The 16,205-nt window shown below is 42.2% G+C and carries 17 protein-coding genes and 1 tRNA gene; 16 read left to right on the top strand and 2 right to left on the bottom strand.

Features of this window, described 5'->3' with window-relative positions:
* The first annotated feature begins 68 nt into the window (after positions 1 to 68).
* From mnmG to G9U52_RS20730, 7 genes are all read left to right on the top strand, one after another.
* Positions 69 to 1,955 (top strand): tRNA uridine-5-carboxymethylaminomethyl(34) synthesis enzyme MnmG, encoded by a 1,887-nt coding sequence (gene mnmG, locus G9U52_RS20760; protein WP_166152536.1) that lies wholly within the window; start codon positions 69 to 71, stop codon positions 1,953 to 1,955.
* Between the two features lie 8 nt (positions 1,956 to 1,963).
* The gene (gene rsmG / locus G9U52_RS20755; protein ID WP_166152535.1) at positions 1,964 to 2,692 is read left to right on the top strand and encodes a 16S rRNA (guanine(527)-N(7))-methyltransferase RsmG; all 729 of its coding nucleotides are present in this window, start codon (positions 1,964 to 1,966) and stop codon (positions 2,690 to 2,692) included.
* Positions 2,693 to 2,824: 132 nt separating this feature from the next.
* Positions 2,825 to 3,643 carry a nucleoid occlusion protein gene (noc, locus tag G9U52_RS20750; RefSeq protein WP_166152534.1) on the top strand — a complete coding sequence of 273 codons (819 nt, stop codon included), beginning with the start codon at positions 2,825 to 2,827 and terminating at the stop codon, positions 3,641 to 3,643.
* Between the two features lie 57 nt (positions 3,644 to 3,700).
* The gene (locus G9U52_RS20745; RefSeq protein ID WP_166152533.1) at positions 3,701 to 4,459 is read left to right on the top strand and encodes a ParA family protein; all 759 of its coding nucleotides are present in this window, start codon (positions 3,701 to 3,703) and stop codon (positions 4,457 to 4,459) included.
* Positions 4,456 to 5,310: a ParB/RepB/Spo0J family partition protein gene (locus G9U52_RS20740; protein WP_166152532.1), complete on the top strand. Its 855-nt coding sequence runs from the start codon at positions 4,456 to 4,458 to the stop codon at positions 5,308 to 5,310. Before G9U52_RS20745 ends, G9U52_RS20740 begins: the two co-directional genes overlap by 4 nt.
* A gap of 163 nt (positions 5,311 to 5,473) precedes the next feature.
* Positions 5,474 to 6,631 (top strand): aminotransferase class V-fold PLP-dependent enzyme, encoded by a 1,158-nt coding sequence (locus tag G9U52_RS20735; RefSeq protein ID WP_166152531.1) that lies wholly within the window; start codon positions 5,474 to 5,476, stop codon positions 6,629 to 6,631.
* A gap of 23 nt (positions 6,632 to 6,654) precedes the next feature.
* Complete coding sequence (locus G9U52_RS20730; RefSeq protein WP_166152530.1) at positions 6,655 to 7,149, top strand: DUF4446 family protein; 495 nt, start codon at positions 6,655 to 6,657, stop codon at positions 7,147 to 7,149.
* Here the strand turns inward: G9U52_RS20730 and yyaC are convergent.
* Positions 7,121 to 7,735, bottom strand: a complete 615-nt coding sequence (gene yyaC, locus G9U52_RS20725; RefSeq protein ID WP_166152529.1) for a spore protease YyaC — start codon at positions 7,733 to 7,735, stop codon at positions 7,121 to 7,123. The two genes, G9U52_RS20730 and yyaC, sit on opposite strands and share 29 nt — an antisense overlap.
* A gap of 104 nt (positions 7,736 to 7,839) precedes the next feature.
* Between yyaC and G9U52_RS20720 the strand changes: the two genes are divergently transcribed.
* From G9U52_RS20720 to G9U52_RS20700, 5 genes are all read left to right on the top strand, one after another.
* Positions 7,840 to 8,076, top strand: coding sequence for a putative Se/S carrier protein (locus tag G9U52_RS20720; protein ID WP_166152589.1), 237 nt, complete (start codon positions 7,840 to 7,842; stop codon positions 8,074 to 8,076).
* 14 nt (positions 8,077 to 8,090) lie between these two features.
* The gene (locus tag G9U52_RS20715) at positions 8,091 to 8,984 is read left to right on the top strand and encodes a mechanosensitive ion channel family protein (protein ID WP_166152528.1); all 894 of its coding nucleotides are present in this window, start codon (positions 8,091 to 8,093) and stop codon (positions 8,982 to 8,984) included.
* Between the two features lie 2 nt (positions 8,985 to 8,986).
* Positions 8,987 to 9,208 carry a DUF951 domain-containing protein gene (locus G9U52_RS20710; RefSeq protein ID WP_166152527.1) on the top strand — a complete coding sequence of 74 codons (222 nt, stop codon included), beginning with the start codon at positions 8,987 to 8,989 and terminating at the stop codon, positions 9,206 to 9,208.
* Between the two features lie 90 nt (positions 9,209 to 9,298).
* Positions 9,299 to 9,386, top strand: a tRNA-Ser gene (locus G9U52_RS20705).
* A 651-nt stretch (positions 9,387 to 10,037) separates the two neighbouring features.
* Positions 10,038 to 10,361 (top strand): hypothetical protein, encoded by a 324-nt coding sequence (locus G9U52_RS20700; protein ID WP_166152526.1) that lies wholly within the window; start codon positions 10,038 to 10,040, stop codon positions 10,359 to 10,361.
* Positions 10,362 to 10,960: 599 nt separating this feature from the next.
* On the opposite strand, the gene G9U52_RS20695 is transcribed toward G9U52_RS20700, so the two are convergent.
* Complete coding sequence (locus G9U52_RS20695) at positions 10,961 to 11,224, bottom strand: hypothetical protein (RefSeq protein WP_166152525.1); 264 nt, start codon at positions 11,222 to 11,224, stop codon at positions 10,961 to 10,963.
* 338 nt (positions 11,225 to 11,562) lie between these two features.
* On the opposite strand from G9U52_RS20695, the gene rpsF reads away from it, so the two are divergent.
* From rpsF to G9U52_RS20675, 4 genes are all read left to right on the top strand, one after another.
* A complete protein-coding gene (gene rpsF / locus G9U52_RS20690) occupies positions 11,563 to 11,847 on the top strand; it encodes a 30S ribosomal protein S6 (RefSeq protein WP_166152524.1) in 285 nt (94 codons plus the stop codon).
* A gap of 47 nt (positions 11,848 to 11,894) precedes the next feature.
* On the top strand, positions 11,895 to 12,368 hold the full coding sequence (gene ssb, locus G9U52_RS20685; protein WP_166152523.1) for a single-stranded DNA-binding protein: 474 nt from the start codon (positions 11,895 to 11,897) through the stop codon (positions 12,366 to 12,368).
* Between the two features lie 21 nt (positions 12,369 to 12,389).
* Complete coding sequence (rpsR, locus tag G9U52_RS20680; protein ID WP_076237573.1) at positions 12,390 to 12,677, top strand: 30S ribosomal protein S18; 288 nt, start codon at positions 12,390 to 12,392, stop codon at positions 12,675 to 12,677.
* 254 nt (positions 12,678 to 12,931) lie between these two features.
* Positions 12,932 to 16,027, top strand: coding sequence for an Ig-like domain-containing protein (locus G9U52_RS20675; RefSeq protein ID WP_166152522.1), 3,096 nt, complete (start codon positions 12,932 to 12,934; stop codon positions 16,025 to 16,027).
* Positions 16,028 to 16,205 lie beyond the last annotated feature (178 nt).

Raw genomic sequence — 16,205 nt, 5'->3', positions numbered from 1 at the left:
CATAAGCAAAACTCAGAAGATGCTTACGAAGAAAGTTATGCTACGCATAACTCTAAGGAGGAATAACAATGAATTACGATGCAGGAAGTTATGATGTGATTGTGGTTGGAGCTGGGCATGCTGGCTGTGAGGCGGCGCTGGCTGCGGCTCGAATGGGCTGTGAAACCTTGATGATTACGATCAATTTGGATATGGTCGCTTTTATGCCATGTAATCCGTCGATTGGCGGCCCTGCCAAAGGGCATGTTGTTCGTGAAATTGATGCGCTTGGCGGAGAAATGGGACGCAATATTGACCGTACTTATATCCAAATGCGGATGCTGAATACGGCCAAAGGACCTGCGGTTCATGCGTTACGTGCGCAAGCGGATAAATTTCTTTATCAGCATACGATGAAGCAAACGATGGAAAACGAACCCAAGCTCTCCCTTCGCCAAGGGCTGGTAGAGGAGCTGATCGTTGAAGATGGTATCTGTAAAGGTATCATTACGAAAACAGGTGCACGCTATTTTGCTAAAGCCGTTGTTGTCACGACTGGGACTTATTTGCGCGGCAAAATTATTATGGGCGAATTGATGTACGAAAGTGGACCTAACAATCAACAGCCGGCTGTTAAGCTATCGCACTCTCTCAGAGAGCATGGGCTTGAGCTCGTACGGTTTAAAACAGGTACGCCACCGCGCGTGCATAAGGATTCGATCGACTTCTCCCAAACGGTAATCCAGCCTGGGGATGAGAAGCCTAAGTTTTTCTCATTCGAAACTACAGAGGAAGTACCGAACCAGCTTCCTTGCTGGCTAACGTACACAACAGAAGAGACGCATAAAATCATTACGGATAACTTACACCGTGCCCCGATGTTCTCAGGCGCTATTGAAGGTACAGGTCCTCGTTATTGCCCGTCGATTGAAGATAAAATTGTGCGTTTTAACGATAAACCAAAGCACCAGATTTTCTTGGAGCCTGAAGGGCGGAATACTTCGGAATATTACGTTCAAGGCCTTTCTACTAGTATGCCCGAAGATGTGCAGTTGGATATCCTGCGTTCGATACCTGGACTTGAAAAGGTAGAGATGATGCGCACTGGTTATGCGATAGAATATGATGCGGTAGTTCCAACGCAGCTTAAGCCTTCATTAGAAACAAAGGTAATTGATAGCTTATTTACAGCCGGCCAAATTAATGGTACATCCGGCTATGAAGAGGCAGCAGGGCAAGGTGTGATGGCGGGCATCAATGCTGCGCGTAAAGTGCTTGGTGAAGAAGCTATTGTATTAGATCGCTCAGAAGGGTATATTGGCGTATTGATTGATGACTTGGTTACTAAAGGGACAACCGAGCCTTATCGATTGCTGACTTCGCGTGCGGAATATCGTTTATTGTTGAGGCATGATAATGCGGATCAAAGATTGACGCCAATTGGCTATAAAATCGGATTAATTAAAGAAGCGCGGTATGAGCGTTTCCTAGAAAAAGTCCGGTTGATCAATGAAGAAATCCAGCGGCTGGAGACAACCAAGGTGAAGCCATCAGAAATTCAGGAGCTTCTGATATCGATAGAAAGCGCTGAAGTTAACAACGCTATTGAGTTAATCGCTTTGTTGAGGCGTCCAGAAATCTCATATCGCCATATTCATATGATGTCCCCGTCTCCCATTGCCTTATCGGACGAAGTGACAGAGCAGGTTGAAATTCAAATTAAATATGCGGGATATATTGATAAGCAATTAATCCAAGTCGAACGATTACGTAAGATGGAAAAGAAAAAAATTCCGGATGATATTCGTTATAATGAGATTTATGGTATCGCTACTGAAGCCAAGCAAAGGTTAGAAAAAATCCGTCCGTTATCGATCGGGCAAGCTTCACGTATTTCAGGGGTTACACCTGCTGATATTTCCATACTATTAGTCCACTTAGAGCATTATAACCGTGTTCTGGCAGCTAGAGGTTGATGATGATCATGGATGAGATACAAGCTAATTTCAAAACGCAAATGTCACTGAAAAATATCGAATTAACTGACCACCAATTGGTTCAGTTTGAAACGTATTACAAAGAATTATTAGCATGGAATGAAAAAATGAATCTTACCGGAATTACAGATAGAGAAGAAGTATATGTGAAGCATTTTTTTGACTCCCTCTCTATCTCTTTCTTTGTATCTCTACGCGATATTAAAAATATAGCCGATATTGGTTCAGGGGCAGGCTTCCCCAGCATTCCACTGAAAATTATCTTCCCGCATTTAAAGGTTACTATTGTGGATTCTTTAAACAAACGTATCCAGTTTTTGAACCACTTGGTTCAGGAGCTCCATTTAACTGATGTGAAATGTGTTCATGGCAGAGCGGAAGATATCGCTCGTTTGCCGGAGCATCGTGACAATTATGATCTTGTTACTGCTAGAGCTGTTGCTAAACTCGTCGTTTTAAACGAATTATGCTTGCCTTTTACTGCGGTAGGAGGAACCTTTGTAGCGATGAAGGGTAGTGATATTCAGGAGGAGCTAGACACTTGTGCCTATAGCCTGAATGAATTGCGCAGCAAGTATATTTATACTAGGAATTTTCATCTACCTGATGTGGATAAATCAACGAGAAACTTGATATTCTTACGTAAATTTTCACCTACTCCCAAAGCTTACCCGCGCAAAGCAGGTACTCCCTTGAAAACTCCATTAATGCTTTAATGTTTCACGTGGAACATTTTACGTATCTTTATGGAAGAAGCAGGAAAAGTAATATGTTTAGAGAATTAATATAGTACGGCAAACTGGCAAACTGGGTGCTATTTTGCGGAAAAAAGATCGGGTGGTTAGGGTATGAAGGAACAACTTTCTAAATTGTTTGGATTCACCGAAAAAACTTCCTCCGACGAGATAAAAAACATTGCTATTCAAGATATTGTCCCAAGTCCATATCAGCCCAGAACGATTTTTGATGATGAGCGAATTGAAGAGCTATGCCAGACGATTAAGACGTTAGGTGTTATCCAACCGATTATTGTGCGAGTACGTAATAATGTTTTTGAGTTAATTGCAGGCGAGCGTAGATGGCGGGCTGTCACTAAGCTGGGTATGGAAACCATTCCAGCTATTGTCCGTGATTTCAATGATTCGCAAGCAGCATCGATCGCTTTAATCGAGAACTTGCAACGAGAAGGTTTGACGGCTATTGAAGAAGCTAGTGCTTACCAGCAACTTATAGATTTACATAAGCTAACCCAGGAAAGCTTGGCTCAACGAATTGGTAAAAGCCAATCGACGATAGCTAATAAAATCAGGCTGTTAAACCTTAGTGACCCCGTTAAGACGGCCTTAATGGAACGGAAAATTACGGAGAGACATGCTCGTGCTTTATTATCTCTACATGAAGAAGAATTACAGGTTAAAGTGCTTCAGGATATTATTAGCAAAGAATTAAATGTAAAACAAACAGAAAGCCGCATTCAGTTTTTGAAGGAAACGGTTTCTAATAAGAAAGTGAAGCAACGAGTATCCTTTTCTAAGGACGTTCGGCTGGCACTTAATACGATCAGGCAATCTGTCGAGATGGTAACTTCCTCAGGCTTACAGATTAATACTTCCGAACAAGATTATGAGGACCACTACGAGATTGTTATTAAAATACCAAAGAGATAGCTGGTATTCCTATATAAAAGGTAAAACGTTCTTATTAGATATTGAGGTGAACAGATTTTGTCCAAGATTATAGCGATATCGAATCAAAAGGGTGGAGTGGGTAAAACAACTACATCCGTTAACCTAGGTGCTTCATTAGCCTCTTTGGGAAAGAAAGTGCTGCTTGTTGATATCGATCCACAAGGAAATACGACTAGCGGTATTGGAATTAATAAGGCTGATGTCGTATATTGTATATACGATGTTATTATCAATGATATACATCCTAAGGATGCAATCGTGGATACGAATATTCCGAATCTCAAAATTTTGCCGGCTACGATTCAATTGGCAGGAGCAGAAATTGAGTTGGTTCCAACGATATCAAGAGAAGTGCGTTTGAAAAAGTCTTTGCATTTAGTTAAGCATTTGTATGATTATATTCTCATTGATTGTCCGCCGTCATTGGGCATCCTCACAGTAAATTCATTAACTGCGGCAGATTCCGTCATTATTCCTATTCAATGTGAGTATTATGCGCTAGAAGGCTTAAGCCAGCTTCTTAACACCGTTCGTTTGGTGCAAAAGCATTTGAATACTACCTTGCAAATTGAAGGTGTTTTGCTAACGATGTTTGATGCAAGAACCAATCTAGGGATGCAGGTTATTGAAGAAGTTAAGAAATATTTCCAGCAAAAGGTGTACAAGACAATTATCCCACGTAATGTTAGATTGAGTGAAGCACCAAGTCATGGACAATCGATTATAACCTATGATCCACGCTCTAAAGGTGCTGAAGTTTATATGGAATTGGCGAAGGAAGTGATTGGACTTTGAGCAAACGTCTAGGAAAAGGTTTAGATGCATTATTGCCTGCACTAAGCATTAATGATGATGATAAAGTTATGGAAATTCCATTATCTCAACTTAGACCAAGCCCTTATCAGCCGCGCAGAAATTTCAACGATGATTCCATTAAGGAATTGGCCGCATCCATTAAAGAGCATGGTGTTATTCAACCGATTATTGTAAGAAGCGTGTTAAAGGGCTATGAAATCATCGCCGGGGAACGCAGATTCAGGGCTTCACAGGTATGTGGTTTAGCTACTATCTCAGCAGTAATCAAGAAATTTACCGATCAGCAGGTTATGGAAATTGCCCTTATAGAAAATTTGCAGCGCGAGGATTTAAATGCTCTTGAAATCGCAATAGCTTATCAGGCCTTAATTGACCAGTTTTCTTTAACCCAAGAAGAGCTGTCCGTGAAGGTAGGGAAGAGCAGGTCTCATATCGCTAACTTTTTACGGTTGCTGCAATTGCCCGAAGAGGTGAAACAATATGTTTCACGTGGAACACTTTCCATGGGGCATGCTAAAGCAATTATCGGCTTAAAGGATGCCAAAATTATACGCACTTTGGCTGAAAAAGCGATTAAGGAACAATGGAGTGTGCGAGAACTTGAAGAAGAAGTAAAAAGGCTCGAAGACAAGCCTGAAAGTACAAAGGCAAAAGCAAAATCGAAAAAGAGCGATCCTTATATTAATGAGCTAGAAGAGAATTTAAGGGAAATGTATCGAACAACGGTTAAAATCAAGAATAATAACAATAAAGGTAAAATCGAGTTGTTGTATTATTCCAAGGATGATCTAGATCGATTGTTGCAAATTTTGCAAGGGAAAATTTCATAGTTTACATGGGAATGCTTTAAGGCAACCTATAAGGATATGTCTTATTGCTGGGGTTGCTTTTAGTAGGAAATCAATCATGATAAAATAGGTAGCATACCTTATTATTGCCTTCTCACTTGGGGCGAATAGGTATGCTACTTTTCGTAAAGGAAGGGTGATTAGATTGGACGTTGCTTACTTAGACCATGCGGCATCATCTTGGCCTAAACCGCCTGCCGTGCTTGAGGCAATGCAGGAATGCATGTTGCACTATGGAGCCAACCCTGGGAGAGGCAGCCATCAAATGGCTGTTAAAGCAAGCAGGGTTTTATTCGAAACCCGTAAGCAATTGGGAAAGCTGTTCAAAGTCAAAAACCCCAATGATATTTCCTTCTCTTTAAATACGACGATGGCTTTAAACCAAGCTATTATGGGCTTCCTGAAAGAAGGAGACCATGTTATTTGTACAGCAATCGAACATAATTCAGTACGAAGGCCTTTAGAATATTTAAAACAAACAAGAGGCATTCAAATCAGTTATGTAAAAACAAACGCCAAGGGTGAGCTTAACCTCGATGATGTGAAAGCCGCTGTAAATACTAAGACAGCCTTATTAGTTTGCAGCCATAGCTCTAACCTGCTAGGTAATATTTTGCCGATTGCGGAATTAGGTGAGCTTTGCAGGGGTGTGGGGATTAAGCTATTGGTTGATGCAGCCCAAACGGCGGGGACAGTAGATATTGATGTCACGAAGATGGGGATCCATATGCTTGCCTTCCCTGGCCACAAGAGCTTGCTGGGACCACAAGGAACAGGCGGATTATATATAGATCCAGATATTGAATTGGTTCCCTTATTGTATGGAGGAACAGGCAGCCAATCAGAAATGATCGAGCAGCCTAAGGTTCGACCTGATCGCTATGAATCTGGTACACAAAACACGGTAGGCATTGCAGGGTTGGGTGAAGGTGTAAAATTTGTGCTGAATAAAACTGTGGGCAAGATCCATGCCAAGGAATGGGCACAAACCCAATATTTGATGGCATCGCTCGCAGAAATTGAAGGCGTGCATATACTGGGACCGGATTTAGGGCAAAATAAAACAGCAATCGTATCATTTACGATCCATCAGACCGATTCCTCGGAGATAGCTTTTATACTTGACCAGACCTTTCAAATTGCGGTTCGTGCAGGTTATCATTGTACACCCTTAGCGCATGAAATGGCTGGTACGATGGAACGAGGGGCAGTGCGGGCAAGCATTGGATATTTTACAACAGATGAAGAGCTTGAGCGGCTGGTCACTGCTGTACAAGAAATTGCAAAACATATGAAGTCATAAGCAATAAGCAGGGGGAATTGGGTTTGGAGATTCTGGTTTTATTACTGGATGTAAGGGTATTGTTAATCTTGTTTTCAATTATTACTATTGTATTTCTAATTCTGGTTATCGTATTATGGAATAAATTAAGTAAGCTTCGAACTAACTATACAAGTATGCTCAATGGAGATTCCAGCTTGGATGTGGAGAAGGCCTTAATCGACCTGCAGGAAAAACACGCGGCGTTGACAAGCGAAGCGAAAAACATGCAGCAAAATATGAATGCTATTGTACTGCAAATGAAGAAAATGAAATCAAACTTAGGCGTCTACCGCTACAATGCGTTTGCAGAGAGCGGCAACGATTTGAGCTTTTCCATTGCATTGGTAGATGATGAGCAGGACGGCATGGTACTGTCAGGCATTCATAATCGAGATGAAACCTATGTGTTCGCGAAGCCGTTGGAGAAGGGACAATCCACCTATACACTGTCACCTGAGGAGAAGGAAGCTATCCATCGATCTGGGCAAAAGAAGTAGGGAACCGGTTAGAGCTGCTTAGTGCTACTTGGAAGGCTTGGGCGATGACCTCAGCCATCTTGACGACCAGGCTAAGGCGTGTGTTTTGGAGGACAAAATATTCCATAAAACCACCAACGTTGACGATTCCTGTTATATGCATGTTGCCTACGGGCGGGAGGTCTTTATTCACCCCTGCTCCAGGCTTCACAGGACCATTGCCAATTTGGATACAACCAACACTGGATAGCTGGCCTAAGCAAGCGTCAATGGCGATGATAAATGGATTGTCATATAGCAGTCCAATGGAATCTAAAGTATCCTTTAAATTGACAGCATGGACGGGCTGGTCTAAGGTACCATATAGATGGATGCCGTTTATGGTATGCTTTTGCAAATAGGATCCAACAAGCGGGCCTAAGGAATCCCCTGTAGACCGATCTGTGCCTACACAAACGATAATAATGGGCTGCTGGGACGGGATTTGTTTCAAAATCAATAAAAGCCTATCCGATAAAATATCGATAATATTATATTCGGAATGTTGCACCTTTAAATTTTCTAATACTTGTGGACTCATGACTTCTCTATGAAAAGGTAATCTCATAAAATAACCTCCGTATCTAGAAAGAATTCGAATTTTTACTAGTATACGGTCGGCGATGGCAATTTATACATAACTCCATAAATTATGGGGGAGGTACAGAGATGATGTTATTGATAGCCTTCGATTCCACACAGCAAGCTCTACGTGCCGAGATGTTGCTTGAATATGCAGATATTGAGAATGATATGTGTCCAACACCTAAGCAGATCACAGCGGGATGTGCTTTATCATTGGAGTTTCCTTCGGAGGATCTCGAACGAGTAAAACAAATCGTGCTGGAGGAACGTGTGGAAATCCGAGGTATTTTTGCGAAGGAAGAAGACTATTATGTTAAGGTATAAGGTGGGAAAAAGCTATGAAGCATTGGCAATCAGTACTCGTTGCAGAAACTTCAGCTGCTGAGGTTATCAATTCATGGGAGAAGTTAAGCAATGAGTTGATCCGTTATATAGTGAACCCCGCTGTATGGATGGGATTTATTTTTATTATTATCAAGGTTGTTTTTATTCTAATAGCAGCAAAACTTATAGTTAAGGTAGCTAATAAAACGTTGGAACATATGATGATAGAACGGGCGCGAAATCCGCTTAACCTCGACCGCAGGCGTACCAAGACGATTGGGAAACTGCTAGGGAATATAACCTCGTATGTAGTGAACTTTATAATGATTCTTATGATTTTGAATCAATTCGGGATTAGGCTGGAGCCTCTGCTGGCAGGAGCTGGTGTGGTCGGTTTAGCGATAGGCTTTGGTGCGCAAAGCTTAGTGAAAGATGTGATAACAGGCTTCTTCATTATATTCGAAGACCAATTTGCAGTAGGTGACGTCATCCAGAGTGGCGTCTATAAAGGTACTGTTGAAGAAATTGGACTTAGGGTAACTATTATCCGTACACTAACAGGAGAAGTCCATATTATTCCGAACGGAACGATATTGCAGGTAACCAATTTCTCGGTCCATAATTCCATTGCTATCATGGATATTGCAGTGCCCAATGACATGAATATTGATGATGCATTAAAGATATTGCATGAGACGGTTATGAAAAATTACGAAAATAACGTAAACATGGTCAAGGAGCCTGAAGTATTAGGCGTCCAGGCACTAGGAGCCACGGAAATGACCATACGGGCCAGTGTGGAATGCAAGCCTAATACGCAAGTGCAAATAACGCGAGCTATCAATGCAGAAGTCAAAAAGGCGCTTGATAAGTTCCGTTTAGAAATGGCTAGTTCAAGGGGGGAATAAATGTGGAAAAGAAGCAGTATCTACTAGGGGATATTGTGCAAATGAAAAAGCCCCATCCCTGTGGAAGCAATGAGATGGAGGTAATCCGGCTAGGCATGGATATACGCATCAAATGCGTGGGATGTAAGCATAGTGTGCTTGTTCCACGTGCCAAATTCGAAAGCAAACTGAAAAAGGTACTGCGTTCCAATCCGCTGGCGGCTCCTGTAGACACTGAAAATTAAGTGCTTTCATCTGTATGGAAAAATGGTGAAAATCAGGGCTTGCAATTGCTCTATTGACTGTGATAGAATAATGTTTGTCCGATTTTACATGGAAAGGTACCCAAGTGGTCCAAGGGGGCTGACTCGAAATCAGTTAGGCGTCGCAAGGCGTGCGTGGGTTCGACTCCCACTCTTTCCGTAAGTACCGCTAGAGCGCGCCACTACGGCGTTCTCAGTACGGTATGTGACCGATAGCTGACCGAAATACATACGTTTAGGCGCTAGATGATTTCATTACGCCTAACTGAACCATTAACCTTCTACGTTTATCTACGTAGGAGGTTTTTTATTGTGAATAAACGTATTTGTCATCCAACAGTAAAGTGATGGAATGAAAAAGATATACACATGTGGATAACGTTGAATTGCCGGGCTTACGCACATGTGGACGGAGACCGATGCCGTCTAAGTGCTTGAATACCGGAGGGGAGCATGCATATATTTTATTGGCTAGCGGATGGGATTGGACGAGGTTGACCCTAATAAACCATATATCAACGGAAGAGTTATCGAGAGTATGTTCCATTCGAGCCTGTGCGCAACGTATCGTAACCTGCTGCTGCGGCTAGATTCGAGGATGAAAAGGATACAAGTTGCCTTGTAACACTCCCTGACTTATATCGGTATATAGCTGATCTTTGTCTAATTGTCTAAGCGCTGATCATCCGTTTAATTAGCTAGGAGCGCTATCTGCATGAATGGGACGAAAGGATGAGGAAGACACTTGACTAATACGCATATAGATCGGTTATAATAAGAACAAATGTTCTTATGTAGGAGGTATACATTTATGAAGAAACCGAATAAAGCAATGTACGTCGCTAAAAAATTTGCGCTAATTAAAAGCCCTGATCTTACGGAAGACGATAAAACTTACATAATGGAATTGTTGCGGTCAGCACGCGCGGCTATATTACCGGTAATGATAACGGTTCATAACGAAACAGCGCGCGGTTATATTGCGGGATTCGATGAGACAAATACGTTAGGGATGCGTGTGAGATTCGTTGATTGCCGAGAAAATGCGAGCGCTGATGCTGCGGATGAATGGCGGTGGGTTACTGTCGAAGATATTAAGGCAATAGAGATGGAAGACTTGATTCAACAGTTCTAATTACGGGTGTAATAACGCGTGCCCAGGATCGCGTGTAATCAAGTCCCCAAGTGTTATAGGATGTTAATTTTCACATCGATGCATTTTGCGCCCCCGGATGGGTCACCCATCACTAAGGTATAATTGCCTTGAAATAGTTTATACATAGTTGTGGATAACCGAAAGAATAGGGCGAAACGGAATATCCACATGTGGATATCTCCGAAAAAAGCCGGAGCCAGGTATTATGCACATATCCCCATTTCCAATCCACAACGCCTCGTTCACCCAATATGAAGCTCAATTACAGACCCTTCCGGGCAGATCCGTGTAGGTTTGGGAGCTTGGATGATGTAAGTCATAGAAAAAGGCCGCGATCACGAGGATCGCGGCCTTTTTCTATGAACCAGTTGTTATCGATTACTTAGCATCTTTCTTTGCGTGCGAACCATCGCAGTTACCTTCGGTGTTTTGTGTGTTACCACATGCGCATTTGCCCATTTTGCTAACCTCCCTGCTGTGTAAGTATCTATAAAAAGATTATAGTCTATATACTTACTAAAGTAAAGCTTATTATAAAAAGTAACTAACTGAGAAGGATAATCATTCTCATGATCATTTTATTGTGCGTCATTCCTTGACTTGTTTTGGGTGCGTACGTATAACCGGTCGATTATATAGCCGATTAACGTCCAGGATAGGATCGTAAGCGAGTAGAGCAGAAGCGGGTTTACGTTCGTGTAGGTATAAGTCGAATAGAACCAAGCTGGTACACTAAGGCTGTAAAATATCATGTAGACCGGATCAGAGTCGTGCCCGATCATATGCATCAAACAAAGAGCTGCGCCAATAGCTGTAAACAAGAGGGTACAGGTATATTTCATAATTACGCTCCTTTTTATAGGTAAGGCTTCAGAAAAACCTTCGAGAATCCTCTAGCTATGCAGAAGCTATGAAGATCCCAACATTCATGAGCCAGCCTTTATTAGTATTTTTTAGCAGTCTAAATATAGAGTTCCCTAAGCTCTATGATGCTATAAAGGCCAATAATTGCCATACCTAAGCTGCTCTAGCTTTACGCTAGGAATATAGCTTGTTATTGTATTGTGGTTTTGCTATAATATTGTGGTGCGAGTTTTGAATAAAGTTTAATTGCTCGCTCCTTGCTCTGTTCGGCATAAGCCGTACTGTGGAGCCGTTTAGTCCAAAAGGAGGTGAAACCATGCGCAAATATGAGATTATGTATATCATTCGTCCAGACATCGAGCAGGAAGTTGTTCAGTCTACGGTTGAAAAGTTTCAAAACATCATCAACAACGGTGGAGAAATTACGAAGCATGATGTAATGGGTAAGCGCCGTCTTGCGTATGAGATCAACAAGCATCGTGATGGCCATTATGTGTTAGTTAAGTTTAACGCTAACAATGCCGTATTGACCGAGCTTGATCGTGTAATGAAGATTTCTGATGAAATCATTCGTTTCCTGATCACACAAGATGTAGCGTAAGTCATGAATTAAACATGCTGTAATTGACATGCTGGGAGGGTTTTAGATTGCTTAATCGTGTGATTTTGATTGGAAGGCTGACTAAAGATCCTGAATTGCGGTACACTCCAGCAGGAGTTGCTGTAACTACGTTTACTTTGGCTGTAGATCGTCCTTTTGCTAATCAACAGAAGGAGCGGGAAGCAGACTTTATCCCTATTGTGACATGGCGTCAGCTTGCTGAAACATGTGCCAACTATTTGCGTAAAGGTCGACTTGCCGCAGTAGAAGGCAGAATGCAAGTGCGTAACTATGACAATAATGAAGGCCGCCGCGTTTATGTGACGGAAGTCATTGCTGATAATGTACGTTTCTTGGAATCCCCCAATAGTGGCGGAGGAAATCGTGAAGAAGGAACAAGTGGTAGCCAGGGTCAAGGCTATACCCAACAGCGTCCTGCCGTAACACGCGACAACAATCAAGATCCGTTTCAGGATGACGGAAAACCGATTGATATTTCGGATGATGATTTGCCATTTTAACGTAGAAAGGATTGTGCATCGATGGGCTTTCAAAGAAGAGACAACAACAGCGAAGAACGCGGCGAGCGCAAATTTGGCGGCCGTAAGGGCGGCAAAGGCGGCAAGCGTCGGAAAGTATGTTACTTCACTGTGAACAAAATCACTCACATTGATTATAAGGATATCGAAACGCTGAAGAAATTTGTCAGCGAGCGTGGCAAGATTCTTCCACGCCGTGTTACAGGAACATCCGCTAAGTACCAACGTGCGTTGACAATTGCCATCAAACGCTCCCGTCAAATCGCGTTGCTGCCATATACAACGGAATAGTAAACAGTAGGAGAAATAGCAGGCGTTAGCCAGCTGTTTCTTTTTTTTTGTCCATAAATCGTAATCATCTGTAGTAATTTAAGTAACACAAGACCCGTCCCCTCACTAATTACTTTAACTGAAGTATTCATTTTTTGTGTGTGTAATCCGATATTGATATAAGGTGTGATGCGTAGGAGTACAAGTTATAAGGCTGCCAGTAGGATGTATGGATTAGTGCTTGGAGGATTCTTGAAATTACGGAGGTAAAGCAAATGATGAGATTTCACATTACTAGGATTGTAACCCTTCTATTGGTATTTATAGGAGTAGTCGTAATTAATAATAATTCACAGGTGGTATTCGCAGAAGAAACTATCGCTAGCTTGGTATTAAGTAAAAATGAAGTATCATTAGAAGTTGGCAGTACCGTTAATCTAACGGCTACAGCCGTCTATACAGACAATAGTACTTCGGTCGTAACCGTGAAGACCGAGTGGGTTTCAGGGTCTACAGAGAATGCGACCGTTTATGCAGGCGGTATAACAGGCAAGAAAGAAGGAACGGCCGTTATTACGGCAACTTATAATGGGAAAACCGTTCTGGTTAATGTCATAGTCAGTAAGAAAGTCAAAGCATTGACGAAAGATAAGCAGAAAATTGATTTACGACTCAATCATTCAGAGAGTGTTGTTCTTACCGCCTATTATGATGATGGAACAACCGAGGATGTAACTACCAAGGCGGATTGGAGCAGTGATAGTAATTCGGTTGCAACTGTCACGAACGGGTCAGTTAAGGGTCTTAGCTCGGGAACAGCTACGATTACAGCTAAGTACGGTAATCAGACTTTGACGCTGCCAGTAAATGTTGAGATCGCAAAGCGTGTCGATGCAGCCAAATCGGAGGTTTCTCTATTGCTGCATGGGACTGAGACTGTTGCTTTGACAGCCACATATCCGGATGGAACAACCGAGGATGTTACGCTATTAGCTGATTGGAGTACAGATAAGGAAACGGTTGCCGATGTTTTAAAAGGAAAGATTACAGGGTATGGACCTGGTCAAGCAACGATCAAGGCAAGCTATGGAACCAAATCAACAACCATTAAAGTCGAAGTTGATAATGCCATTAAGCTGGACTTAAATAAGCAAGAGCTATTGATGAAAAATAGTACGGCGGAGCAATTGACGCTTACTGCAACATATTCAAATGGAAATACAGAAGAGATTACGGAACGTGCGGAATGGTCATCGAGCGACGAGAATATCGCCTATGTATATAAAGGGAAAATTTCTGCCAATGCTGTAGGCGAAGCACTGATTATAGCTAAATATGGAGAGCGGGAAGTTTCCATCATTGTTGATGTGGATATGCCTCGGCGGATTGAACTTAGCAAGGAGACCGTATCCTTGCAAAAAGGTGGAACAGAGCAAGTAACGGTAATCGCTACTTATTCGGATGGAACAACAGAAGTAGTAACAGATAAGGCCACATGGAGTACGGATAATGGAACTACAGCTGATGTGATAAAAGGTAAAATTACCGGATACGCAACGGGACAAGCAACGATTACAGCGACTTATGGAGCCAAACTAGCAACTTTAAAAGTAGATGTGGACAGTACGCTGAAGTTGTCCTTAAATAAGCAGGAGCTTTTTTTAAAGAAAAATATTACTGAACAAATGACGTTAACCGCCACTTATCCAACTGGAAGCACCGAGGATGTTGCCAGTCGCGCTGAGTGGACCTCCAGTAATGAAAGTGTTGTGTATGTATATAAAGGTAAACTTACTGCCAATGCTGTAGGTGAAGCTGTGATTACAGCGAAATATGGAGAGAAGCAGGTCACCATGACTGTAGATGTAGAAGTACCAAGGCTTCTGAAGCTTAATAAAAATAGTGTAATTATGCAAACCGGTATGACGGAGCAGCTCACACTACATGCCACTTATGCTGATGGAACTGTTGAAGATGTAACAAGTATTGCCAAATGGAGTGGAACCGATGATTCGATTGTTTACACTTCTCAAGGTAAAATTACTTCTTATACGGCAGGAGAAGCTAATGTAACAGCTACATACGGGGGGAAGAGTGCTACAGCCAAGGTACAGGTAGATATTCCAAGTTATCTCAAAGTTAGCAAGAAAATAGTAAACCTTGAGGCGGGCGGTGTAGAAACTGTCGTATTGATGGGGACGTTTGTAGATGGCGAAGATGTTGATGTTACAAGCAGCGCAGTATGGACGACAAGTTCGTCAGCAATTGCAGATGTTCATAATGGTACGATAACGGGAACTAGTACAGGTTCTGCCACAATCACAGCAACCTATGGTACAAGAACGGTAACGATTCAAGTGTCTGTCGGTGTACTTCTCAGCTTAACCGCTGACGTCTCTGAGGTCGTGTTACGAAAAGGAGCAACACAGCAAGTCGTTGTTTCAGCCAAGTATAAAGATGGCTCGACGAACAGTGTACAAGACGATGCAGTATGGTCAAGCTCGAACACTAAGGTTGCAATCGTAGAAAATGGTTTAATTACTGCTAAGGATACTGGAGTTACCGAAGTGACGGCTACATTTGATGGCAAGTCAGTTAGAGTTACAGTGAATGTAGATACGGCAAGCTCATTAACGCCCAGTACAACTTACCTAGTTTTTGATTTGGGTGATGCGATCAGGCAAATTACGCTAGAGGCAGTCGATGAATTAGGTGCCAGCAGAGATGTTACTAACGAAGCGGAGTGGAAATCCAGCAATTCGAAGGTTGCACTAGTATCTAAAGGAACGGTGACTCCAGTAGCACGAGGTAAAGCTACAATCACAGCAACTTATGGTGGGAAGAGCGTTACGATTGCCGTAGAGATCGGTGTTGTACAAAAGCTGGAAGTGGACCGTCGGTTTATTTCAATGAAAACAGGAGACAATGTGACGGTCATATTAACCGCCACGCTTGCTGACGGAAGTATAAGGGATGTAACCTCAGCCGCGACTTGGAAAACTGCTTCTTATAAAGTAGCCGATGTTGTGAAGGGTACAATAACTGCAACCGGCTCTGGTAAAACAATAGTTACCGGAACCTTCGGTGGCAAGTCGATTGGATTACCAGTAGATGTAAATACGTTGAAATATTTGAAAACTGATGTAGTTAAGCTGGACCTTACAGAGGGCCAAGAAGCCCAAGTGACTGCAACAGGCAGTTACTCTGATGGTACGGATGAAGATGTGACAATCCCTGCATTATGGCAGTCATCGAATAGCATGATCGCTGATGTGAAAGATGGCATGATCAAAGCAACAGGGAAAGGTAAGGCAAGAATCACGGTTACTTATTCCAATATTAAATGGTACGTACAAATAACAGTTAAATAACAAGAAATAGGAAGTACCTGAACAGCCGGCTATGTGCGGGCTGTTTTTTTTCATAGTACAAGACGCTTACATTTGATAAAATAAAGGGACGGCTCTGTCGTATATCTTCTATATGCGTCATAGTGTATTATTAAATGCATACGGGGTTCGGTTACTTCAGTTGGAAAGGGTTGGTTTT

Source organism: Paenibacillus agricola, from assembly GCF_011440305.1.
GTDB classification, from domain to species: domain Bacteria; phylum Bacillota; class Bacilli; order Paenibacillales; family NBRC-103111; genus Paenibacillus_S; species Paenibacillus_S agricola.
This window is presented reverse-complemented; position numbering and strand designations above follow the sequence as displayed.